A 24447-nucleotide genomic window follows, 5' to 3' on the forward strand; every position below is an offset into this window, starting at 1 on the left:
CAAATGAGCGAACTGGAATTTTATAATGAGAACGGATATGTACTCAAACAATCGTTTTTCGATACAGGTGAAGTCGCAAACATTCTTAATGAAGCCAAGGGGGTTTTCCTGAAACAATTTCAAGCAAAAGGTTATTTCAACGACTCCACCTTGCTGAAAGACATCTCTGAAAAGGGCTTTAATTCCGCCTTGTTCAGGTTGTTTCAAGAAGACTTTCAGTGCCTCAGTAATTGTGGAAAGCAAGTTCAGCATCTGATTGACCTACACCGCTTGAGTTTGGATGAACGCATAGTTAGAACCATCCGTTCCCTTGGAATGGAGGTTCCTGTTGTCAGCACTCGCCCGGTACTATTCTTCAATCATCCAAATCTGGCTAAAGAAAAGGTCTACTATCAAGTCGATGCACATCAGGATTGGCGTAGCATGCAAGGTTCTTTGAACTCAATGGTAGTCTGGATTCCACTCGTTGATGTTCCGTTGGAGTTGGGTGCCCTTCAAGTGCTACCGAAAAGCCACTTGATGGGGCTCAGAACAGACCATTTACACCAAGGTTTTGGTATGGTGAAGCTAACGCCCGAGGAGGAGAAATCGCTGGTATCGGTTGAAGTAAAAGCAGGGGATGCACTTTTCTTCTCCAGCTTTCTCATTCATCAGAGCGGACAGAACACCAGCGAAAATCCACGGTGGAGTACACATTTCCGCTACAACGACCTCAATGAACCGACCTTTGTACAGAGAGGTTACCCACATGCTTACATTTACCGTCCGGTCGGTGAGCAACTAACCCCAGACTTTCCCAGCTTGGAACAGGTAAAAGCAACATTTAAATGAAAACGGTAGAAACCAAGGTACGTTCGACTCCAATGAAACTGATGGCACATACTCGGTCATTGGAACTATGCTCAAGAATGAACTACGAGACTGAGAACCTGGATTTCATCGACAAGATGAAGGAAGGTGATGTGATGTACGACCTCGGTGCCTGTGAAGGCCGGTTCTCCGTTTATGCTGCCCTCCATGGAATTAGATGTGTGTCATTCGAACCAGAGCAGGAAAACTTCAAGGTGCTGACCAGCAATATTGAACTCAATGGAATAGACGGTTCGCTTATAACCCCGCTGAACTATGGCGTAAGTGACCAAACGAAGGAAGGACGCATGAACATTGGTCAACCTTGGGCCGGAGGTCATCAAAAAGTAGTGGACAGTGGTGAAAAACGAGCTGATCTTGACTTCGATTTCAAAACGGTGCAAGAAATCAAGTTGATAAGCCTTGATGACGCAGTTGTCAAATTGGGCATTCCGTTACCAAACTATCTCAAAGTTGATATTGATGGTTCGGAAATACCTTTTATGCGAGGTGCGCAGAAGGTTTTGTCAGGACCTCAACTCACGGGAGTCATTTATGAGTTGCAAGTTGAAGATGAGAGTTATGATTTTGTCGTAAAGAACCTTGCAGAACATGGCTTCAGAGAAAACTCTAGGCACCAAGTACCGAACGAGCCGAACCTGTTCAATATCATCTTCTACAGAGATGAGCAGCCCAGCTGAACCATCTTACCCTAAGGTTATTGTTTGGATAGTAACCTACAAGCACGAAGCTTACATAGAAAAAGCCGTCCGATCCGTCCTTGCGCAGCAGACAGATTTCCCTTTCGACATTTTCATTGCAGAAGACAATTCGCCAGATGGCACCCGTGATATCTGTAAACGATTGGCTTCAGAACACCCAGATAGAATCACGCTTTTTTTGAATGACCCGAACAAAGGAGCCACGCAGAACGGATTCTTTCTGTACCACCAATGCATTGATCATGGTGCTGACTACATAGCCACCCTTGAAGGTGACGATTTCTGGATGACGACAGACAAGTTACAAAAGCAGGTGAACGTGCTGAATGCTCAGCCTGACGTTTCCCTTGTCTTCACGGATGCAGTAAAAGTCAAGGACGGTTTAAATGTTCCGTTTTACCACCAGGATAAACCTCCGAGAACCTTAGACATGGCAGGATACGTTCGCGGTAAGTTTCGCATTCCAACATGTACTGTTCTCATGAGAAGTAGCATCATGAAAGAAGTACTTGCCGCAGTACCAAAACTGGAAGGTCTGTTTCACGTAGACTTTTTCATGTGGTGCGTAGCTGGAAAACAGGGAAGACTCTATTTCATAGACGAGGTGACAGCAAGCTACACTGTGCATTCAGCAAGCATGACCCGTGCAACTACTGAACTGGACACGCTCACTAAAGGCATGAACATGAATGCATTCTTAGCGGATTATTTTGGTTCTCCGATCAGCAAACATTTTCTTCAGAATAATTGGTGGTATTATCTGGAATACGCTTTCATGGAAATTCGTAACAAAAAGTATTTCAACTCCTTGGGATGGCTCCTAAGGTCCTTATCTAACTCCTTGAAGTTCAACCACAGAAATCAGGCTCAGATCATAAGGGATTATGTTTATCGGCTACGTCATCGCTCTGTTTAGGAGTTATTATCATCTTCAGTTTGAGTAGAAAACAATAATTTTTCAGTTCTTAGGTACCAATATGCGATTTACCAAACCAAAGGGAACCAAATTGATCTGCCTGACCCCAGTGGTCAATGAAGCCTTTGAATTGCACCGGTTCTTAAGGTGTGCAAGCGTTTGGGCTGACCACATTATTGCAGGCTATCAAGAATCAACGGACAACACACTGGAAATCCTTCAGGGTCACGAAAAGGTCACCATCGTAAACAGCCCTAATAAAGACTGGAACGAACTGGTTATGCGTTCCATGTTGTACGAGGCAGCGAGAAAAGTTGAAGCAGAAAAGCGCATCATCATGAATTTGGATGCCGATGAACTTTTCTCGGCCAATTTTCTGACCTCTTCAGAATGGAAGACCATTCTTGAACTGCCTGCCGGTTCGATTGTTCGAATGCCATGGGCCAACCTTCATGCGGATATGAAAACGTACAGTCCAAGCAACATGATAGAAGTAGGATTCGTGGACGATGGAACATCGACTCTGACAGGTAGCGTAATGCATATGGGCCGTGTTCCTTGGCCAAACTACGATATAACGATCCTGAGGTGCAACGAAATCAAATTGCTGCATTATCAACTGACAAACCCGGAAAGGCAAGAGAGTAAGTCGAGATGGTATAGAGCATACGAAAAGGTAGGGAAAGGGCAGTTTGGCCCAAACATTTTCCGAAAATACTCCCCTCCTCTTCAAAAACCAGCCGTACTTCCCGTAAACGACAGTTGGTTCAACGGGTACAATGAATTAGGAATTGACGTAACCTCAGCCGTTTACGGATATGACTACTCACACGACTATCGGCTATTAGAATACTTGGATGAATTCGGAACCAAATACTTTCGTATGACCAATATTTGGGGAAAAGACTGGGTTCAATTCGCCACTGGTAAAAAAGAAAACCCAGAACGATTCAAAGACCCTAGAGGGAAGTTTGACAGATTGATTTTCCGATACATGCGCTGGTCTTTCGCAACCCAAAAAACTCCATTGAGCAGACTCATCATTGGCATGATTGACCGAACGTTGAAACTCATCGGTTACTCCAGTTAAACTGAACAAACCTTTCGTTTTACCCTACCGAATGACCCCTGTTGTAAGCGTATGCATCATCAGTTATAAGCAGGAAGCTTTTATTGAAGCAACTCTTTCGGGGGCAATGCGACAACAATTGAATGTTCCGTACGAAATTGTGGTTGGAGACGACAGTTCGCCAGACAGTACCCTGACCATAATTGAAAGGCTGGCAAGCCAGGACTCAAGAATTCGAATTCTTGAGAAAGAAAAGAACCTGGGAATGCACGGCAACTGGGCACGAACAATCAAGGCGTGCAACGGAAAATACATTGCTCTTTGCGAAGGAGATGACATCTGGAACGACCCGATGAAACTGCAGAAACAGATCGATCTTCTTGAGAATAACCCAAACGCTTCCGCTTGTTTCAGTAATGCTGATGTACTCAATGAAGATGGTTCGGTCAGTCCGTATGCTTACGTGGACACAGAGTTTGAGATCTTATCAGCAAAAGACTTTTTCGAACTGAACTTCAACCCGGTTCCAACCTGCACATTGGTTTTCAGACGTTCTTGTTTCCAAGATTTTCCACCAGCGTATTTTCAAAGTCCGTTTGCAGATTGGATCCTGCACACGCTTCTCATCCAAAAAGGCGACTACATCTATCTGCCTGAAAAAACATCTACATATCGCAAGCATGATGGAGGTGTTTGGTCTGGAATCAAAGAAGAAAAACAACTTCAGAACAAGTTAAAGGCACTAAGGCTGATTCGTTCAATCGTGGGTGATTCTTTCAAAAACGCCAATGCATCAGCCATTCGAAAACAACTGGACAAGCTCCTCTATTTTTATCGGGGACAGAAACAGCACGGTAAGTTTTGGAAAACGTGGTTTGAATTGAAAATACTGGTGTTCAGATGAAAAACGAAGGCATTTCGGTCATCGTTTGCTGCTATAATAGCACGAGTAGAATTGAACCTACGCTACAGCATATACTTCAGCAGGAAACGGATGGCTCTTTCAATTGGGAGATCATTGTAATTGACAACAATTCAACCGATGGTACAGCACAGTTTGCCAAAAAGCTTCTCGCGGAAGCCGAAACCCCAGTTTCAAATCGAGTGGTCTTCGAACCAAAACCCGGACTGAGCAACGCCCGCAACAAGGGCTTCGAAGAAGCCACGTACAATATTGTACTGATGGTGGATGACGACAACAGTCTTTGCTCCGATTATCTCCAAGGTATTTGGAACGCATTCAAAAAAAACGCGAGCGCAGGCATGGTCGGTGGCCTTGGAATTGCAGCTTTGGAGGCTACCGCTCCCGCTTGGTTCTGGGAATATGATTATTGCTATGCCATTGGTCCGCAATCAAACAACGGCAAAGCCATCGAACACCTTTATGGTGCAGGATTAGCCTTGCGTATGGATGTCATGGAAAAAATCCGAGGTGCGGGTTTCACCGGTCTTCTTTCGGATAGAATTGGGAAAACCCTCATGTCTGGTGGTGATACTGAATTGTGCTATGCTTTCAGAATGGCCGGTTACGAATTGGTTTTCAACCCAGAGATCTTCTTTATGCATCATCTGCCCAAAGGCAGGGTCAATTGGAGGTATCTGCGTAGATTATTCTATGGTTTTGGGCAGACAAAGGCATATCTTGACATATACACATCTTGCTTGGCAGGAAGAGAAATGCCAGAGAATGGCCGTCTTCCGTTCTGGTTCAATCGAGCCGTGTACCTGGCAAATAATGCAAAAAGTGATTTAACGATCCTTTTGCTGGGAGCGTTCTTCAACTTGGAGGGCAATGACCGATTGTTAAAGGCACTTGCCCGATTAGGACAAGTGAAAAGAATTGTTCAGCTGAATACTGCCTACATCAGCCTCTTCTCAAAAATTCACCTGCTCAAAAAACACCTGAACAAAGGATGAATCAGCCGTTGGTCACAGTACTTATCCCAATGTACAATGCCGAGGACTTCGTGGAGCAATCCGTTCGAAGCATTCTTGAACAGACCTATACAAATTTTGAGTTACTGATAATTGATGATGGATCTACGGACCGATCCGTACCCGTTGTGGAATCCTTCAGCGACCAACGCATTAAACTTGTTCGGAACGAGAAAAACCTGAAACTCATTGCCACGCTGAACAAAGGTCTTAGCCTTGCCAAAGGAAAGTACATCGTAAGATTGGACGCTGATGACATTGCCATCAAAGAAAGAATAGAAACGCAGGTATCGTTCATGGAAGAGCACCCCGAAGTAGGGTTATGCGGAACCTGGTATGAAGCGTTCGGTGATGTTTCTTCCGTGGTCAGATACCCAACAGACCACCAAAGTCTCAAGTACATGTCACTATACCAATGCCCGATCATTCACCCTTCCACTATTTTCAGAACTTCCGTAATAAAAGAGCACGGTCTGAAATATGATCTGGATTACCCACATGCAGAAGATTATAAGCTGTGGGGGCAATTTGCCATGGTAAGTCAACTTGCAAATGTTCCAGAAGTTTTACTTCGATACAGATTACACGACAGTAATATTTCGAAACAACAGGCGTCAACACAGAAAAGCAACAGTATTCGAATAAGAACGGAGTTGTTCCATGAACTAGGTTTGAATGTAAGCCCAAACCAATTGGAAGCCTTTATGCAAATGAATCATCAGGTTGACAACTTGACTTTGGAGCAACTGAAAAGTTTGGGCACTTTACTTAGCAACATGATAGTGTCCAACAACAACAGCTCCTATTTGAATTCTGAATGGCTTTCTCGAACATTGAACAATAAATGGTATGAGACCTGCTCCAACCATGCTCACTTGGGCTGGAGCGTATTCAAGACGTATTTGTCTTATGAAAATCTCTTGTCAGAAAAACCTCGATTAGAGAAAACGTCAAAGATTTTCGTGAAATCAATTCGCGGAGAATTGCAATAGCCACTTTCAGAAATTTTTCCGGAGTTCTAATTTTGTTCTTCATGGGACAATCGATTCTGACAGTTCTCATGCCGGTTTACAATGCCGAACAACATTTGAAAGACGCTATTAATAGCGTTTTGGATCAGTCTTTTCAGAATTTCAAACTCCTGATCATCAATGATGGGTCTACTGACGGCTCAATGAATATCATTGAAAGTTTCAATGATAAACGGTTAGAAGTTATCCAACTTCAAGAAAATGGGGGGGTGGTAAATGCACTGAATATTGGAATTGACTCCATTGACACCAAATATATTGCTCGTGCAGATGCCGATGACATCTGTCTGCCAGATCGATTCAAAAAACAGATCGACTTCATGGAAACCCATTCCGAAGTGGGAGCTCTTGGAACAGGATTTGACAGTTTGATGCCAGATGGCTCCATCAGATCGGGAGGCCGATTTTCTACTGAACATGACATTATCCGTTTGCGGCATCTGTACCAGATACAGATCATTCATGGTACTTCCATGCTACGCACGGATGTTCTGAAAAACTATGGATTGAAATTCGACCCAGACTTCAAGCATGCGGAGGATTACGACTTCTTCGACCGAGTGGGAAATGTGAGCCGAATAGCCAATATTCCCGAACCGCTCTATCTGATCCGGCATCACGAAACCCGCGTTTCTGAACAGTTCTCAGATATACAGAAACGGAATTCAGACCGAGTGAAAGTCAGAATCTTTCAGGCAATGGGAATTGATGTTACCGAGACAGAATTGGAACTCATCCAATGGTTGATGTACCAGAACTATTCTTGGTTTGATCTCGAAAAGGTTTCCGCTCTTTCATCTCTGCTGGGCCGAATCATTCAAGCCAATAACAATAGCGGGTATTTCGAACCTGAATTTCTCCGTTTTCAGCTGTGTTCACGATTTCTTCACCTCTGTAATTTCATGGCGAAAACCGAACCTGAAATCCCACAGATTCTTCGCGGCCTGAAAGAAGTTCGCTTTTCGGATGGCCCGAAATTGTTCTTCAACATTAATCTCAAATCATTCTTAGCGCGATTCTGATTCGACTTCTTTGAATCATTGAATTACCAAAATCACGTAACGAACCAGCCTTTGTGTCTTTAGTTTTTCTTTCTTTAGGCCAACGATCGCAGGTTTGCGACAAACAGAATGCAATCTGAATGAGCTGGTTCTACCGTTTGTACTACCCTCTAAGGCTTAGAGCCATTTACTCGTATCATCTTCGCCACAAGAACAAGAAGAACGGTTTGGGGGAATTGCTCCGCTCACAAGGGAAAACCCGTTGGTTGGATATGGGCGCATCGGGCAGTTTCAGTGATGGTTTTTTCTTCGCGGATCTGTACCCACCGGAAGAAGCGAACGATAAATTGAGAGACCACTACTTTCAGTTCAATGCCACTTTGGATCATCCAACGGAAAAGTTCGAATCGATGGGAAAGTTCGACCTCATTCGAATGCAGCATGTGCTGGAACATTTGCCGATTGAGACACTGCCAAAGGCGTTTGAGAACTTCCATCGACTGATGAATGATGAGGGCTGGATCCTGATAACCGTTCCAGACCTACGACTGATGGCCAAAATGTATCTGAGAAGTGCGCTCGACACTCCTTCGGCATTTTCAGAATGGGCGGAAACCCGAATTGAAAAAGGAAGCCCACAAAGCTATTATTTCTCCATTTTCACCCATAGCGTTCCATATCAGGCGCATCATTGGTGTTTTGATGAAGAGGGAATGCGTTACGCCATGGAAAAATCCGGCCTGTTCAAAAACATTAAGGCTTTAACCCCATTCAGCAGGTTGGCCGATGTGCCTTTCACACATAATCGACCGGGCGAAGACCTCTGCATTGTAGCTCAAAAGGCCTGACAATGTCTGGATCCGACCATAGTACAAAACCTTTCTTTTCAGTCATCATCCCAACTTACAATCGGGCCAGATCCATCATGGATGCGGTGAAGAGTGTTCAGGCGCAGACTTTTACGGACTTTGAGCTTTTGGTAATCGATGATGGCTCGAAGGACAACACGGGAGAACTGGTGAAAGCGGCTTCGGTGGCAGATTCCAGGGTCAGATACATTTATCAGGATAATGCCGAAAGAAGTGCCGCGCGTAACCACGGAATTGAACTTGCCCAAGGCCGCTACATCTGCTTTTTAGATAGTGACGACATCTATTTGGAAGACCATTTGGAGCAATTCCATCGAACGATTGTGGCGAATGATTTTCCAAGGGCTATGGTTTTGGGAAATTCATTGGCTGAAATAAATGGCGAATACCGAAAAGACCCGCCTTACGTCACGGAAACGGACGACCCGATTGAACTTGTGCTGAAGATTTCCATCTGTTCGCAGCGCGTTTGTATTGAAAACTCCATCCTGAAAGAGAACCGATATGATGTAAAGCTTCGGGTTGGCGAGGATCAGGAGCTCTGGAGCCGAATCGTTCGGAAATACCCGATCGTTCATTCCGACCAATACACGGTTGTGCTGCGCGATCTTGGCGACCGCACCATCGACTACCTGAACACCGACACCTACTTGGCCAATCTGCAAATTCGAAAACGGATCATTGCGCAAGATGTGGACGGACGAATCCGACCAGAATGGAGGAAGTTCGCACTCAGCGCAGCGTATTATAAACTGGCGGTCAGTTACTTGAAAAGAGGAAAACTTGCCGCCTTTTACTTGAACATGATCCGCTCAATTCTTGCTGATACGGGTCATTTTTTGAAGGACAAATTGCTGGTTATCGGCTCGACCATTCCGTTGGTAAAGCGACTTACGGTTGGAAAGCTGCCTAAATTCGTTCAGCAGGCATGAGAATTCTCCAGATTGTTCCATCATTGATCCGAGGCGGGGCCGAACGACTTGTTCTCAACCTTACCCAAGAATTGGAAGCGCAGGGACACGAAGTAAAAATCTTCGCGTTGCACGATGAGAACCTTTACCGTTCGCTTCAAAGCAAAACCGAGGTGGTGATCACACCTGCTCGCGTTTCCTATTCGCTGCTTGGTCAGGACACTTCTGATACCGAAAGTTTCGACAAAGCCGTTCGCGAGTTCGACCCGCAGATCATTCACAGTCATTTGATTGAAGCGGAGCTAATCAGTCGTCATAAACCTTACGAAAAGGCAGTTTACATTTCGCATTGGCATGGCTGCCCTGAGATGCTTCGGAAAGTTCCATTAGCCGCATTCCTAAAGAAGGATACTTGGTGGAATTGGAACGTTAAACGCAACCTGATAAGCGGTTACAAAGAGTGCAACAACCATTTTCTGTGTATTTCTGAGTTTATGAAAGAATGGGTCATGGAGCATTTGGAAGCCGACCCGAAAGCCTGTTCCATCATCAATAATGCAGTGGACACCAGTCTGTTCCGACCTATGGAAGTTGAACGTGACAATTCCGTATTCCATCTAATTGCGGTCGGAAAACTGAACTACAACAAGAACCAGCAGTTTTTGGTGCGAGTAGTGGCTGAACTGCTGAAGCTTGGGGTTGAATCAGACCTGACGTTGCTCGGTAGTGGTGCTGAGGAACCCAAGCTAAAGCAACTTGCATCCGAACTTGGCGTTGGCGAACGAATCCACTATCCAGGAACGGTAGATAATCCCGAAATCTACTTGAACAAGGCGGATCTTTTGGTGCATGCTTCGCATTACGAAGCATTCGGATTGGTACTACTGGAAGCGATGGCATGCGGAAAGCCCGTTGTCTGTTTCAATGATGGTGGTCCAGCCGAAGTGGCAGTTGATGGACACAACGGTTTTGTTGTGAAACGAAATGATCTGAAAGGTTTTTCTGAAGCCGTTGCAAAACTGGCGCAAGACCAGGACCTATACGCTGAATTGAGCCGAAACGCGTTGGATTTCAGCGCGAATTACGGCTTGAAGCAATACGCAAATAAGGTTTTGGGGCTTTATGAAAAACTGCTTTCCGAACGGAAAATCCGGTCATAAATCTTTCGAATCAGTCCAAGCCAGGTCACCTTCGGTAGGCTGATAATTTTCCATTTCCTTGTCTGATCGATCAACCCTGTAAAACGGCTTCCCGTCTTTCAAAATCACCTGAAAACGCGTTTCCGCTGATTCAGATTCAGCTTTCAACACGTCAGGATATTCCCCGAAAAGTTGCTTGTCGATGACTTCCAACCGATTGCAGAACTCACGCTGAAATCGCCATTTCAAACTCCTATGATCACTCGTTCCTAACTCGCGTTCGCACCATGCTTTCTTGAACGTCTCAAAGTCCGCAATCTCTTTTGGACGATTCGAATCCGAGTACTTGTTGAAAGCCTCTCGCCATTCGAAATACTGCCTGCGGTAAATAAGATTATCATCCGATTTCAACCCTTCGCAGTGGAAGTAATATCGCTTGATTTCCTTTTCAATGGCGTAGTAGAATGGCACGCGGATCACATCGAACTTGCCGTATTCCACGTACTCAATATCTTTTCCATAACGAACCAATATCGGCTCGCCTGGGTCGATGGCGGGAAGGTTTTTCCGGGTGTGATGAAAATCTCCACGCAAGTTGGTTCTCGGCAGCTGAATCGTTCTTGGTCGGTCGTCTTTCAGCACCTTTTCGCGCAGCAATTTCATATCGTCTGAACCAGAAGTCCGACAGACCATGTCCGCATCCCAGCGCAAATGCCATTTGAAGCGTGTGTGTTCCAATCCTGCGTTTCGGCAATCGCCTAAAAGTGCACCTAGCATTTCCAACACATCTACTTCAATCCTGTCTCCGAATTCAGCCTTAAAATCCTTCATCACCTGAAGTGTGGCATCATCGGAACCATTGTCGATACATACCACTTGATCGACAACTCCGACTAGACTTTTCAGACAGAATGGAATAATGTATTCCTCATTCTTGGCAGAGACCACGGCCGTAATGCCATCTTTCAGAGGTTCTCCATTTTTAGCCCTGTCCCAATTTCGGTTCCAACGGTACCAGCAATTGTAAAGCACCACCGAAAGGATTTTCCGAACGAGCGATTTCAGCTGATTCATGCGAGGCCAAAGATGCGTTTAACCTTTTGAACCGCCACCCCGACCATAGTCGTGTTGTTCTGCTGCGCATGAAAATGGACCGGTTCCCATCGTTTCAGCAGATAGTAATAGAGTGAATATCCGCCTGGCAGATTGCGAAAGAGATTGAAACGTCTTTGCCATTTCGCAAATTCCGGTTTCAATGAATCATCGCGTTTCAGTTCAAGTCCATCTAACCGAAATGGAAAAACCTGATGTTCGGTTTTCTCACCTGAAAACTCCAACTCCACTACTCCACTTTTTCTTCCGCTTCCGCGGATTGGCCAAACGTTCTTTCCCATCACAATATCATCGAAACAGAAATTGCCCAAACTGAAATAAATTGGTGCCTGCTTGTAAAGCAAATGAGATTGGAAGGTATGGGTGTGGTGACCGATGATAGCATCCGCACCTGCATCCACCATTTTCTTGGCATGGTTGATTTGTTCTTCGTGCGGGAAATAACCGTAATCGCATTTTCCACCCCAATGAAGGAGCAGTACCACTTTATCAACTTTGGATTTCAATGATCGAATATCCTCCAAGATCTTGGGAAGATCGTACATGTTCGGATAGACTTTCGCTTCAGCGGGCATTTTCGGATTCGTATCCTCATGCACGCAATTCAGGAATCCGATCGTCATTCCATTCTTCTCAAAAATGAATGGTTTGGCCGCCATTTCCTGGTTCAGCGAAGCGCCTAAATGCGCAATTCCCAACTCGTCCAGTTTCTGAACCGTGTTCTGAAATCCCTCTTCGAGGTTATCGTAAACGTGATTCGTGGCAAGCGAAACCAAACCAAGGTTCAGGTTTTTCAGCGCATTCAACGCCTTCACTGAAGTATGGATCCGTGGGATTTTCTTTTCGTTCTGAGCCGTTCCTTCAGCCAAGCATTCTAAATTCCCAACCACCAGATCGGCATCTTGAAGAATCGGGGCAACGGCTTCAAACGGGTTCTCGCCCGATTCCAAAAGCTGAATGTATCTGTTGTTGAAAGCCACATCACCAATGAACTTGATCCGTATGGGTTGCGTGCTTGCCATGTGCTCGTTCAATACTAAATATAAATTGCGAATTTAGGCCGCAACGCGCGGCAGATGTTACTCGGAACGGTTCGGAATTCAAGCAGGTTTTTGGCGGAAAGTGACCATGGGTTTCGAAAGATTCCTTTCGGTGAGATTTCGCTGCTGATCAATGATTTCGGTCGAGGAACCCGTGGACTTTTTGAGCAAACGGACGACCGTTTCACCTTTACTTCCGAAAAGCCTTACCTAAGAACAGAGAACGGTTACCGAACGGTTGAAAAAGCCGAGGAGAATCTGAAGGAAATCGTCTCGAAAGCGGAGAACAACTTTGCGGCTTTCGAGATCGGCAAGACTGTTTCGGGCTGGTCGGCTTATGCTTCTTCCGCACGGATTACGCGGGCGCGGATGTATTTCCTGTTTGTAGAAGACGGCATTCTCTGGTCGGATGATCTGCGGGAGCTTATTCCCTACTCTACCCGCGAAATGAATCCGATGGGTGCGTTTTCCATTCTCAAGTATGGCGATGTACCCGAATTCATCACGGTGGTGAAAGGCATCTTTTGCGTTCCTGTCGGACAGCGATTGACCTTCAACGAAAAAGATTTTGAAGGTTGGTTGAGCAAAGGCGAAATTCCACGAAGTGCCTTCGAATTCTTCTTCAACCTCGATTTCCCGATGGATGGTGGCGACATCCCAAAAACGGAGAAATTGATGGAAGCCGAGTTTGAATTCGTTTCCACTTTAAACCCAATTGTTCCCGTCTCTGGTGGTGTTGATAGCACGCTGGCCAACTGTCTCATCGATAAGTTCATTGAGAAACCTTACCCAGCGTATTACATTCAATTTGGGAAGGATGACCCCGAAGTGAAATTCGCGAAGGAAGCAGCCGCTGCCACCAAGGCCGAATTGGAAATTGCGCTGTTCGAGCCTGAAGACACCATTCCGAGCTTCGAATATCAGAACGAACACGCTATACAGCCGATCGGTGAAAGTTCTACCATTTCAACCGCGTATCATTTTATGCGTCAGGGTCATTCGGGCTACAAGATCATTGATGGCACGCTGGCCGATGGCTGCTACGGTTCCACCAATTACAACCGAAACGTGATCGGTGATCTGCCCGAACGGCCGCAATGGCAACAGCGTTTGAATGAGTGGATCGCAGCACAACTCCAAAGCAGAAAGTTGCCTGGTTACGAGCGTTTCCATCCTCGCGATAGCTATATCGATGATCCGTATCTGCAGTTCATGGATGTGTACTTGGGGCCATTCGGCAATATGTGGTTGAAGGATTCTAAGAAGCATTCGGAGGCGTTGCTTCCGCTGTGGCAGTACTATTACGACTATCTAAAACCTGAAAAAGCGAAGCAGGACGATTGGATGCGCTACAGTGTTTTCAAGATGGTGAACTACGCTTGCAAGAACAATACAGCCAAGAGTTACGACAATTCGCAGCCGCAGAATTCGGGGCTTTATCCATTCACTTGGAAGTCGATTCTCGAAGACCAAGGGCATTACTCTTGGGCGGAAAAAACGCTGGAGAACACCATCAAATATCCGCTCAAAAAAATCCTGTCGCAGTACATGAACCACGATTTCATCTACCGCAAAAAGGTCGGGTTGAACTCATGTTTCGAGGATTGGATCCATTTGCCATTCCTGAAAGACCATTTCTCAAAGATCGTAGGTCGACCGAATGGCGTTGGGGAATATTTCCTTGGAGGAAGGAAAAACTTCTTGCTGAATCTTTACGCCAAAGACGAACCGTTGCATACCAACTTGGCGCGACTGGTCATCAACATCAGCATCTTGGATGCGTGGTTAGAGCGACATAACATTTCTGTCAAATGAAGATTTGCGGAATAATCGAACGTCACAAACACCGTCATGCTGAACTTGTTTCAGCATCCATTCAGACCCTGAAACAAGTGCAGGGTGACGGAATCTGCGAAGTTTTAAAGAATAAGCAACTTGGACTAAACCCGCAACTGATCAAATGACGCGCGTACTTTATATCGGTGACCCGAGCAGCGTTCACGATCTGAAATGGGTCAGTTACTTCAGCACGCGAGATGATTTTGAAGCGTATTTCCTGGTTCAGGAACACGAAATGCACCTGATAACGCCCGAGCGGAAGAAGCAGTTCGAAGAGCTTGGAATTACGGTCGAAGGCCCGATAAAAAGCTATTCGCTGTGGCGATTTTGGGAAAACCGCGCTTCCATCAACAAAATCAAAAAAGTCATCGCGAAGCGAAAAATTGATGTGGTTCATCCGCTTTTTGCCACACCATTTTCGCTGTGGACACGGAATCTTCCTGTTCCATCTATTATCACTTGCCGAGGTTCAGACATTCATGTCGTTCTGGCCAGTTTGGGCAAAGGTTCTTTTCTACAAAAGATCCATGGAAAGTTGCTTTTGAAGCGGTTCCGATCGGCATTCGAAAATGCCGCTGCAATCACATGCACTTCACAAGGACAATTGGACAGAATCAATTCCATTTTCGGCACGGATCTGAAAGCAGAGATTATCCGAACAGGCGTGAATGTGGGCGAGATCAATCAGCTGGAAGCAAAGCTAAAATTGCCACCGATTTTCAGTGGCAAGAAGATCATTTTCCTTCCGCGCTACATCCGACCCATCTACCAAACGGAGCTACAGCTGAAAGCATTGATGGAGACACCCCAAAACCTTCGACCACAACTGGCATTGGTGCTCATCAAAGGGAATCGGACTCCTGGTTCGTACATGGTAAAAGTTGAGCGTTTGCTGAAGGAATGTGGATTGCCCTATCACATCTTTGATTCACTGACACAACATGAAATGTGGTCAATGTTCAAGTTGAGTTCGCTGGCCATCATGACCCCAAAAACAGACGGAACTCCGAACTCGGCCTTGGAAGCCATGGCTGCAAGATGTCCACTCATTCTGGGTTCGTTCAAGTATGATGAGGATTTATTTTCCGAGGAATTCTGCCACCGAATGAACACCGATTCGGTCGCTGAACTGACGGAATTAATCACGGAATCACTTCAGAATTATCCTCAGAAAAAAATCAGTGCCGCTTTTGAGAATGTCTCAAAACGTGGCAATCGACCTGTGGAAATGGAGCGTTTGAAGGCGCTTTATCTATCCCTCGCGAAGGGATAAAACCTTCTTGCAGAATTCTGGGTAATTGATGTCGGCCGAATAAAAGGTTCCCCACATGTTCTTGGCTTCGGCACGCATGGCGTCAATTTTCTCAGCATCCATCGAAGCCACTTTTTCGATGACCTCCGCCACATCTTTCGGGTTCACTTCCTGATCAAGCAGAAAGCCCGTTTTTCCGTTGATGACGATTTCTGAAACACCACCAACATCCGTTGCCAACGCGGGAATTCCGAAGGACATGGCTTCCATAATGCTTACGGGAATTCCGTCATACCGACTAAGCGTTATGAACAGATCGACTGTGTGGTCGGAATAGTATTTCAACACCTGCCAATTCGGAAGCCGACCCGGAAAATGGTATTCGATGTTTTCTTTTCCATCCAACAATTGACTGGCAAGAACCCGCATGTTCGTGTGCTCCGAGCCATCTCCGAAATGCGTCCAATCGATTTCCAATTCTCTTACGAATGAAAGCGCTCGGATGATCAGTTCAACCCGCTTTATTGGAATAAGGTTCGAGCAACTGATCAATCGGAAACGCCTGAATTTTCTGTTCTGTTCGGGAAGCGCATCTACCGTTCTGATTCCCAATCGGCTTGGATACACCCGACCACGATTGATGATGGTGTCGAAGTGACTCAGCAAATAGTTTTTACCGTTCTCCGAAATTGGAAAAACTGCATCCAATCCATTGAAAATCAACTTCCTGAAAGGCAGATAGAAATACGGACTGCGTTCGAAGTACAGATCCCAACCGTGAATGCGACAGAATGCGGTAACGTCTGGCCTTTCCCGTTTTATGTATGTCAGCGCCAAAGCCGCATCATCCGCCCAATAGCTGTAGAGGAAAATCTGCTGATTATCAGCACGAAGCAACTTCTCCTCAACGAACTTTTTGATTCTGAGTGCCCGAAGTTTTGACACCAGCATCGTCTTCAGTCTGCCCCAACTTGTTTGGTTGTGATAAGCTTCACGAATGACCTGCATTTCCTGTCCAATATCCTCATCTGTGAACATTTGAAAGACAGAAAGAGTCTTTTCCAACAGGTTTGGATTCGGTTGAATGTTCAACAATTCAACACCTTCTGGAACCTCAAACTGAGGCTCGTTGCCAGACGCTGGAAGAGCCGTGGTGCAAATAGTAATTCTCTGAAAATGTGCTTTGAGGTAATTGAGTTCAACCTCAAGAAACGGCTCAGCGAACCCGAACGGGAAATTCCCGCAGAAGATCACCAGATGTCGCTGCTCCGAAGCCATGGTGCGAATTACCACATTATTGGTGTACTGAACTGCGTTCGAAGCGCATTGCGTATCATTGGAATCACGAAATCTGACCCATGTGCGGCATTGCAGGCATCTACCATCCCAAAGACGTTCAGCAGGAAATGCTGAAGCAAATGAGTGATGCCATTTCGCACCGTGGACCAGACGCAGAAGGCTTTTTTGTTGATGGAAATTTCGGTCTTGCGCACCGAAGATTGAGCATCATCGACCTGAGCACGGCTGCCAACCAACCCATGCAATCGGGTTGCGGGCGATATTGGATGGTTTTCAACGGTGAAGTTTACAACTACCGCGAAATCGCCAAAGAGTTGGATGTGAAGCTGAAAACTTCGGGCGATTCGGAAGTGATTCTTGAAGCCTTTGCCAAGTGGGGAGCGCAAATGGTTAACCGACTCAACGGCATGTTCGCCATCGCCATTTTCGATACCTCAGAGAAGAAACTGTACCTGTTCCGTGACCGATTGGGTATCAAACCGATCTTTGTTTATCGGAAGAACGGAATCATCGCTTTTGCTTCAGAACTGAAGGCGATTACTGCACTGAAGGAATTGTCATTTACCATAAACCGGCAGGCAATTCCATACTTCCTGCATCTCGGTTACATACCGCAACCGCTTTCCATTTACAACGAGGTAGAGAAATTCCCGTCAGGAAGTTGGGCGGTGACAGATGGTGAATCTTTCAAGGTTGAGAAATACTGGAATCCTGAAAAAAAAGTCGGTTCCAGTGTTCTTTCGGATGAGCGCGAGGCGAAGGAACAATTGACCGAATTGCTTCAAGCTTCGGTAAGCAGAAGATTGGTTGCGGATGTTCCGTTCGGCACGTTTTTGAGTGGAGGAATCGATTCGAGTTTGGTCACTGCCTTGGCGCAGAAAGCCACTTCCGAAAAGCTGAAAACCTTTTCAATTGGGTTTGATGATGCCAAGCATGATGAATCGGGTTTTGCCCGAAAGGTTTCAGAATACCTCGGAACGGAACATCACGAATACCGTGTGACCGAAAAAGATGCTTTGGAACTTGTTCCTGAGATTCTTCCGCAGTATGACGAACCATACGCGGATTCATCGGCCATTCCAACCATGCTGGTTTCCAAAATGGCACGGCAAGAAGTGACCATGACGCTTTCTGGCGATGGTGGTGATGAGCTTTTCCACGGCTACGGAATGTACACTTGGGCTGAACGTTTGGACAACCCACTGACCAGAACAATTGGCAATTCTTTCGGGCAATTGTTGACTTTGGGAAATGACCGATTCAAACGTATTGCCAAGGTTTTTGCCACATCGAATTCAAGTCAATTGCATTCGCACATTTTCTCGCAAGAACAGTACATGTTCTCAGGTGCTGAGATCAACAATCTTCTTGTGGATTCTGAAGAAATTGACTTCTCGCTTTTGGACATGAACGTATCGCTTGCCAGGAAGCTATCACCAGCTGAGTTCCAAGCCCTATTCGATATTGAATTCTACTTGAAAGATGACCTGTTGACCAAAGTTGATAGAGCTTCGATGAAGTATTCTCTTGAAACACGAGTTCCGATCCTTGACCACACAGTTGTTGAATTCGCCCTGAACCTCGACCCAAAACTGAAAGTGAAAGATGGGGTGAGCAAATACCTCCTCAAGCAAGTCCTTTTCGACAACGTTCCAAAAGAGCTTTTCGACCGCCCGAAATGGGGTTTTAGCATTCCGCTGGATAAGTGGTTGAAGACGGATCTTTCCTATTTGGTTGACGAGTATCTGAATGAAAAATCGGTAACCGAAGTAGGAATTCTAAAGTGGTCAGAGGTGAAATTTCTTCTCGCAAAATGGCGAAACGGACAAAATCACCTTTACAATAGGGTGTGGCTGATGATTCTGCTTCAGCGTTTCAAAGCCTCGGTCTGACCCGACTCGGGATTGGGCCGTGTATCCCCTTCTCTTTCAAGTTGCTGGCGCACCCTAACGGGAAGCGCTGCAATCACCGACTCTTCTCTGTTATGCCGAATCATGTACAGACTTGCCAAGAAAAAAGGGAGGGCGGGTATCTTATATCGTACCAAAGCTCCAAAATTGGAGGTTGTGAGTCCTACCGCAAACGAAAAGAAGATGGCAAACACAAACGAGAACATGATCATGGGTTTGGCAAAAACATATCGGGCGAATTCCAACGGCCCGATCTTAAACAACATATAGATTAAAAAAAACATCAAAACCGTGTTTTCCAAGGCGGATAGAAGCATGAACGGAGTTCTTACATCAAGCAAGGTGGGGCGAAACAAACCCGCGAAAATGGCAACAGGAGCCTTTGATGCCATACCGCCAACTGAAGGGTCTATCGTGCCGATGTCAAATGTATTTCCAGCATAAGCATCCCGCTTCAGGTCTTCTTGCGTAGCTACTGCCCGATCCAAAATGGCATCTACCGATCCGTAATCGCCAAGATTCGAAGAAGCTCGTGAAAAAATGGCAGCTGCCCCCACAAATCCAAGCATCATTATCATTGGGGCAGCAAGGAGTTTCATCATCGGGTTGTCGATACGCTGAATACGATTGAACACGACCCAAAGTAGAATTCCTGGCAGAAGTGCCACAAAAACATAAGGTTTCATTGACACCATTACGTATGCCGAAAAGATTATATAAACCATATTCCAGAATACGTTCCGTCTTTTGAGTAGTAGCCCATACACAGAAGAAGTCATCCAACAAGCTGCGGTAAATGTGTACGTATCCTTCATTATTCCAGAGCCCCAGAAAACAACCGATGGAAAAAACAGAAAGGCGATCGCTAACTCTTTAGAAAGCTTTGGATACTCTTCACAAAAAACCCGGTATAACCTCCATACACCACCAAAAGAAGCCCATGCAACAAGAATGGTACAGCCAAAAAAACTATCCACCGAAACAAAATGGAACAAGGCCGTGAAACGCGTTACGGCATAAGCCTGATGATCCCGCAAGTAGTGTATCGGAGTACCTTGAGAAAGGTCGAAACAGTAGAACCATTTTGTCTGCAGATCACCGAAAAGAATCCGAAAAAAACAGAGCGGTTCGGTAAATACAAGATTGGCCAAACGCCCCGCATCGATCCAATAGGCCGTTGTGTCTCCACCCTCATAGTAAAAAACATAGACCAACGCAAACACCAAACCTCCATAGATCTTGGCCAAAAGTCCACGCCTGTAATACTTGTATTCCGGGTTTTCGGAAATCCTGTCCCGCGGAATTCGCTTAGCGAAATAATGCACCAGTAACAGGTAGATCGGCACCCAAATAAAATCCCATATACCGATGTACTTCATGCGATTGCGGAAATATGGTTAGGTGCCATGTGCCCAAAGTTAAAGAAGGTGTTCGGAGATAGGCTATTTTCGTCCAAATGAATGTGCTATACCTAACGTACGATGGCTTGACGGATGGACTGGGACGCTCCCAAGTTCTTCCGTATATCTTCGGGCTATGTCGAAAAGGTCACCATTTCACAATTGTCAGTTTTGAGAAAGCCGAACGTTTTTCGAAAGAGCAGAAAGCCATAAAGCAGCTTTGCGCCGCCAATGGTGTGGATTGGATTCCACTTACATACACAGCATCTCCACCCGTTCTCTCAACCGTTTACGACATTCTGAGATTACGGAAAACGGTGCGGAAACTTCATCAGGAAAGGCACTTCGACATCATTCATTGCCGCAGCTACATCACATCATTGGTGGGATTGCACATGAAGCGGAATTTCGGAGTGAAGTTCATTTTCGATATGCGCGCATTTTATGCGGATGAACGTATTGACGGAGGACTTTGGAATCTGGAAAACCCTGTTTTCAGAGCCGTTTACAATTTCTTCAAGCGAAAGGAAGTTGAGTTTCTGTCCGAAGCTGACCACAGCATTTCACTTACCTCGAAAGGAAAGGATATCATCCATTCTTGGAAAAATGTAAACCATCAGCCTGTACCAGTTAAAGTAATTCCGTGCTGCGCGGATCTGGAGCATTTTCATCCAACGCAGGTTGATGCCGAACTTCAATCTAAGTTGAGAAGCAGACTGAATTTGACCTCGGAAGATTTTGTCATCACCTATCTCGGTTCTATCGGCACTTGGTACATGTTGGATGAGATGCTCGATTTTTTCAACGTGCTGGTTGAAAAACGTCCTAACTCGAAATTCCTTTTCATCACACCTGATGAACCGAAAAGCATTTTGGATGCGGCCAGAAAACGAGGAATTCCAGCTGACCGATTTGCCATTGATAGCGCAAAACGGGAAGAAGTGCCAACGTTTCTGAGTTTGGCCAACGCAGCCATTTTCTTCATCAAACCTGTTTTCTCCAAATCAGGTTCATCCCCGACAAAACATGGCGAAATGCTTGGAATGGGATTGCCTGTCATAGCCAATGTTGGTGTTGGCGATGTGGATTCTATCACCGAAGACACGAAAAGTGGAATTCTCGTTGAGGAATTCACTACCGAAGCCTATGAAAAAGCCGTTGACCAGATTGATGAGCTTCTGAGAATTCCTACCTCAACACTTCAAGCTGCCGCTCAGAAATACTACTCGCTGGAAGAAGGCGTGGAACGATACGATTCGGTTTACCGGTCAGTTTAAAGCCCCTCTGCCTTCGGCATCTCCCCCAAGTGGAGAACACGCGCAGACTCTCCCCTTTGGGGAGTTGGAGCGGCTTAATGATGATATTTCTCGTTCTTGAGAATGGTGAATGCGCGGTAAAGCTGTTCTGTGAACACCAATCGCACCATTTGATGCGTAAACGTCATGCTGGAAAGTGCCATCTTGAAATCAGCCCGCTGATAAACATCTTCAGAAAACCCGAACGCTCCACCAACGAGAAAGACAATTCGTTTGTGGCCGCCATTCAACCACTTTTGCAACTGCCCCGAAAAAACAACCGATGAGAATTGTTTTCCTTTCTCATCCAGCAAAACGAGGAAATCCTGATTGCTGAGATTGTCAAGGATCAGTTTTCCTTCTGCCACTTTCAACGCTTCCATGTCCAATCGTTTGAACTGCTTCGGGGTTTTAATCACCTCCACATCGAACGAACAGTAGTGTGACAGCCGCTTCACATAACGGTCGATCGCATCTTTCAGGTCGTTATCATCGGTTTCTCCTACCAGCAACAGGCAAAGCTTCATCACATTCTCTTTGGGATTGGTCAAAGTATAGATTTATTTTGTGCAGATAACTGCTCCGCATGGCGCGATTCTTGCCAAGTGAAGAACGAATTGAAGCGAATGAGAACAATTTCATCCATATTAAGCGTACTGCTGCTGAGCGTTACGTTGGTGTTTGCACAATCTGACGAAGCCAACATCACCTCAGCCATGAAACTTGGCAACTACAAGGAACTGTCGAAATTCTTTGACACGAAGGTGGATCTGACCATCCTGACCAAAGAGAACAACTACAGCAAGGCGCAGGCTGAGTTAATCATCAAAGACTTTTTCTCAAAGGACAAAGTGAGCAACTACCAGGTCATTCACCAAGGGAAATCGCGCGATGGTGCGCAGTACGCCATCGGTACGCTGACCACGGCCACTACATCTTATCGCACGTACGTGCTGACCAAGAACGTGAACGGCAGCACGCGTATTCAGCAACTCCGTTTCGAGGCGAACGAGTAACATGACCATCGATCAGATCATTGATGAGGCGCTCCGCGAAGACATCGGAGATGGAGACCACACGGCCGATGCCTGTATTCCTATTGATGCCAAAGGCAAGGCACAACTTTTAGTGAAGGAAGATGGCTTCATTGCTGGCGTAGAACTGGCGCAACGCATCTTTTCCCGTTTCGACCCAGAACTGAAAGTCGAAGTTTTCATTCAAGATGGTTCGAAAATCAAGGTTGGAGATATTGTGCTGACGGTTGAAGGTTCTTCGCGTTCCATTCTTAAAACCGAACGTTTGGTTCTGAATTTCATGCAGCGCATGAGTGGAATCGCTTCCAAAACGGCCAATCTCAACAAACTTATTGAAGGCACCAACGCCAAACTGCTCGATACGCGCAAGACCACGCCCTTGCTTCGCGAAATTGAAAAGTGGGCGGTGAAGATCGGTGGTGGTGTCAATCACCGTTTCGGGCTGTATGATATGGTAATGATCAAAGACAATCACATTGATATGGCAGGTGGAATTCCGCAAGCGATTGAACGTGTTCATCAGCATTTGAAATCAATTGGCAAAGACCTGAAAATTGAGATCGAGGTACGTGATTTTGACGAGTTGAACCAAGCACTTGCTGCGGGTGGTTTCCACCGCATCATGCTCGATAATTTTCATCCTGATGACGAGAAGAAAGCAGTAGAACTGATCGCTGGCAAATACGAGACGGAATCTTCAGGAGGAATTACAGAAACCACAATCCGTGCACACGCTTTGGCCGGTGTTGACTATATTTCGGTTGGTGCTTTGACGCATCACATCAAAAGTCTCGATCTTAGCCTGAAAGCTATCTGACCCCGTGAGAAAACTCATCGTCAAATTCCTGCGACTTCCCATCATTCGGAGCATCATCCGATTTTCGAAAGAGGTGCGGATTCCAGGATTTGACGGTCTGCCGCTTTATGATGTCACGGCTTTCTTCGTGAAAGGATTGCAGAACGGTTGGTTGGGACTGCGCGCTTCAGCCGTGGCCTTCAACTTCATTTTGGCCATTTTCCCCGCCATCATTTTCGTGTTCACACTCATCGCTTACATCCCGATAGACGGATTTCAGGAACAACTGCTGAGCCTGATGGAAGTGCTGCTTCCAACCAATGTTTTTGAAAGTGTGAATGAGACCTTCACCGACATCATCACACGCCAACGGACTGGACTTTTATCGGTAACCGTGGTTTCCGCCCTTTACTTCTCCACCAACGGATTGCACGCTTTGATCGATAGTTTCAACACGACCTATCACACGATTGAAAGCCGTTCGTACATCGTACAGCGTGGCATAGCCATTCTCCTCACACTTATTCTTGTTGTATTCACCTTGGTGGCCATTGGATTGATCGTGTTCGGGACGTTCGGTATGGACCTCATCCGTGAAAAGGGTTGGATCCAAGACAACATCTGGCAGTTTTCACTGAATTTGGCGCGCTGGCTGGTTATCCTCATTTTGATGTTCTTCGCCATTTCGGTGCTGTACTTTTTGGGTCCCGCCAAACAGACCAAGTGGCGATTCTTTTCGGCCGGTTCCACATTGGCAACGGTTCTTGTACTTATCACCTCACTTGGCTTCAGCTATTTTGTAGAGAATTTCGGGCAGTACAATAAACTTTACGGATCCATCGGAACGCTGGTGATCGTGATGCTTTGGACGTATTTCAACGCAATTGCGCTTCTCATCGGTTTCGAACTGAACGCAAGTATTGAAGACGCGAAACTCCGCGAACTGGAATTGAACAAACGCTCGCTCCATATTTCGCTGGAAGATGAGATTGAAAAGGGCGGAGAATTGTGATTCGTGCATACATTG

23 protein-coding genes are annotated in these 24447 nt (G+C 45.9%); 18 read left to right on the forward strand and 5 right to left on the reverse strand.

Going from position 1 to position 24447, the window contains the following annotated elements; genetic code table 11:
• Positions 1–3: 3 nt before the first annotated feature.
• From GC178_04960 to GC178_05010, 11 genes are all read left to right on the forward strand, one after another.
• The gene (locus GC178_04960; GenBank protein ID MBI1286909.1) at positions 4–831 is read left to right on the forward strand and encodes a phytanoyl-CoA dioxygenase; all 828 of its coding nucleotides are present in this window, start codon (positions 4–6) and stop codon (positions 829–831) included.
• Positions 828–1550, forward strand: a complete 723-nt coding sequence (locus GC178_04965; protein MBI1286910.1) for an FkbM family methyltransferase — start codon at positions 828–830, stop codon at positions 1548–1550. Before GC178_04960 ends, GC178_04965 begins: the two co-directional genes overlap by 4 nt.
• Positions 1462–2487 (forward strand): glycosyltransferase, encoded by a 1026-nt coding sequence (locus GC178_04970; protein MBI1286911.1) that lies wholly within the window; start codon positions 1462–1464, stop codon positions 2485–2487. Before GC178_04965 ends, GC178_04970 begins: the two co-directional genes overlap by 89 nt.
• A gap of 61 nt (positions 2488–2548) precedes the next feature.
• On the forward strand, positions 2549–3577 hold the full coding sequence (locus tag GC178_04975) for a hypothetical protein (GenBank protein ID MBI1286912.1): 1029 nt from the start codon (positions 2549–2551) through the stop codon (positions 3575–3577).
• A gap of 31 nt (positions 3578–3608) precedes the next feature.
• Positions 3609–4460, forward strand: a complete 852-nt coding sequence (locus GC178_04980; protein ID MBI1286913.1) for a glycosyltransferase — start codon at positions 3609–3611, stop codon at positions 4458–4460.
• Positions 4457–5473 carry a glycosyltransferase gene (locus GC178_04985; protein ID MBI1286914.1) on the forward strand — a complete coding sequence of 339 codons (1017 nt, stop codon included), beginning with the start codon at positions 4457–4459 and terminating at the stop codon, positions 5471–5473. Before GC178_04980 ends, GC178_04985 begins: the two co-directional genes overlap by 4 nt.
• On the forward strand, positions 5470–6483 hold the full coding sequence (locus GC178_04990) for a glycosyltransferase (GenBank protein ID MBI1286915.1): 1014 nt from the start codon (positions 5470–5472) through the stop codon (positions 6481–6483). The genes GC178_04985 and GC178_04990 overlap by 4 nt, the downstream gene beginning before the upstream one ends.
• A gap of 41 nt (positions 6484–6524) precedes the next feature.
• Positions 6525–7544, forward strand: a complete 1020-nt coding sequence (locus tag GC178_04995) for a glycosyltransferase (protein ID MBI1286916.1) — start codon at positions 6525–6527, stop codon at positions 7542–7544.
• Between the two features lie 119 nt (positions 7545–7663).
• Positions 7664–8371 (forward strand): methyltransferase domain-containing protein, encoded by a 708-nt coding sequence (locus GC178_05000; GenBank protein MBI1286917.1) that lies wholly within the window; start codon positions 7664–7666, stop codon positions 8369–8371.
• Positions 8372–8373: 2 nt separating this feature from the next.
• A complete protein-coding gene (locus GC178_05005; protein ID MBI1286918.1) occupies positions 8374–9324 on the forward strand; it encodes a glycosyltransferase in 951 nt (316 codons plus the stop codon).
• Entirely contained in the window at positions 9321–10463 is a 1143-nt protein-coding gene (locus tag GC178_05010) for a glycosyltransferase (GenBank protein ID MBI1286919.1), read from the forward strand. Before GC178_05005 ends, GC178_05010 begins: the two co-directional genes overlap by 4 nt.
• Here the strand turns inward: GC178_05010 and GC178_05015 are convergent.
• Both GC178_05015 and GC178_05020 read right to left on the reverse strand, forming a co-directional pair.
• Complete coding sequence (locus tag GC178_05015; protein ID MBI1286920.1) at positions 10458–11516, reverse strand: glycosyltransferase; 1059 nt, start codon at positions 11514–11516, stop codon at positions 10458–10460. The two genes, GC178_05010 and GC178_05015, sit on opposite strands and share 6 nt — an antisense overlap.
• Complete coding sequence (locus GC178_05020; GenBank protein ID MBI1286921.1) at positions 11513–12589, reverse strand: hypothetical protein; 1077 nt, start codon at positions 12587–12589, stop codon at positions 11513–11515. Before GC178_05020 ends, GC178_05015 begins: the two co-directional genes overlap by 4 nt.
• Before the next feature lie 42 nt (positions 12590–12631).
• Between GC178_05020 and GC178_05025 the strand changes: the two genes are divergently transcribed.
• Together GC178_05025 and GC178_05030 are read left to right on the forward strand one after the other, a co-directional pair.
• Complete coding sequence (locus GC178_05025; protein ID MBI1286922.1) at positions 12632–14410, forward strand: hypothetical protein; 1779 nt, start codon at positions 12632–12634, stop codon at positions 14408–14410.
• A 145-nt stretch (positions 14411–14555) separates the two neighbouring features.
• Positions 14556–15707 carry a glycosyltransferase gene (locus tag GC178_05030; protein ID MBI1286923.1) on the forward strand — a complete coding sequence of 384 codons (1152 nt, stop codon included), beginning with the start codon at positions 14556–14558 and terminating at the stop codon, positions 15705–15707.
• On the opposite strand, the gene GC178_05035 is transcribed toward GC178_05030, so the two are convergent.
• A complete protein-coding gene (locus GC178_05035; GenBank protein ID MBI1286924.1) occupies positions 15687–16964 on the reverse strand; it encodes a glycosyltransferase in 1278 nt (425 codons plus the stop codon). The two genes, GC178_05030 and GC178_05035, sit on opposite strands and share 21 nt — an antisense overlap.
• Positions 16965–17044: 80 nt before the next feature.
• Between GC178_05035 and asnB the strand changes: the two genes are divergently transcribed.
• Entirely contained in the window at positions 17045–18877 is a 1833-nt protein-coding gene (asnB, locus tag GC178_05040) for an asparagine synthase (glutamine-hydrolyzing) (protein ID MBI1286925.1), read from the forward strand.
• Here asnB and GC178_05045 read toward each other — a convergent pair.
• Entirely contained in the window at positions 18853–20274 is a 1422-nt protein-coding gene (locus GC178_05045) for a hypothetical protein (GenBank protein ID MBI1286926.1), read from the reverse strand. The genes asnB and GC178_05045 overlap by 25 nt on opposite strands.
• A gap of 77 nt (positions 20275–20351) precedes the next feature.
• Between GC178_05045 and GC178_05050 the strand changes: the two genes are divergently transcribed.
• Entirely contained in the window at positions 20352–21572 is a 1221-nt protein-coding gene (locus GC178_05050; GenBank protein MBI1286927.1) for a glycosyltransferase, read from the forward strand.
• 74 nt (positions 21573–21646) lie between these two features.
• On the opposite strand, the gene rlmH is transcribed toward GC178_05050, so the two are convergent.
• Positions 21647–22117, reverse strand: a complete 471-nt coding sequence (rlmH, locus tag GC178_05055) for a 23S rRNA (pseudouridine(1915)-N(3))-methyltransferase RlmH (protein MBI1286928.1) — start codon at positions 22115–22117, stop codon at positions 21647–21649.
• A 99-nt stretch (positions 22118–22216) separates the two neighbouring features.
• Here rlmH and GC178_05060 point away from each other — a divergent pair, with 99 nt between their 5' ends.
• The 3 genes from GC178_05060 to GC178_05070 are packed head-to-tail and all read left to right on the forward strand — an operon-like array spanning position 22217 to position 24432.
• On the forward strand, positions 22217–22606 hold the full coding sequence (locus GC178_05060; GenBank protein ID MBI1286929.1) for a DUF4783 domain-containing protein: 390 nt from the start codon (positions 22217–22219) through the stop codon (positions 22604–22606).
• A 1-nt stretch (position 22607) separates the two neighbouring features.
• Entirely contained in the window at positions 22608–23441 is an 834-nt protein-coding gene (gene nadC, locus GC178_05065) for a carboxylating nicotinate-nucleotide diphosphorylase (protein ID MBI1286930.1), read from the forward strand.
• Between the two features lie 4 nt (positions 23442–23445).
• Positions 23446–24432 (forward strand): YihY family inner membrane protein, encoded by a 987-nt coding sequence (locus tag GC178_05070; GenBank protein MBI1286931.1) that lies wholly within the window; start codon positions 23446–23448, stop codon positions 24430–24432.
• Positions 24433–24447 lie beyond the last annotated feature (15 nt).

The sequence above is a fragment of the Flavobacteriales bacterium genome, from assembly GCA_016124845.1.
In the GTDB taxonomy this organism is placed as follows: domain Bacteria; phylum Bacteroidota; class Bacteroidia; order UBA10329; family UBA10329; genus UBA10329.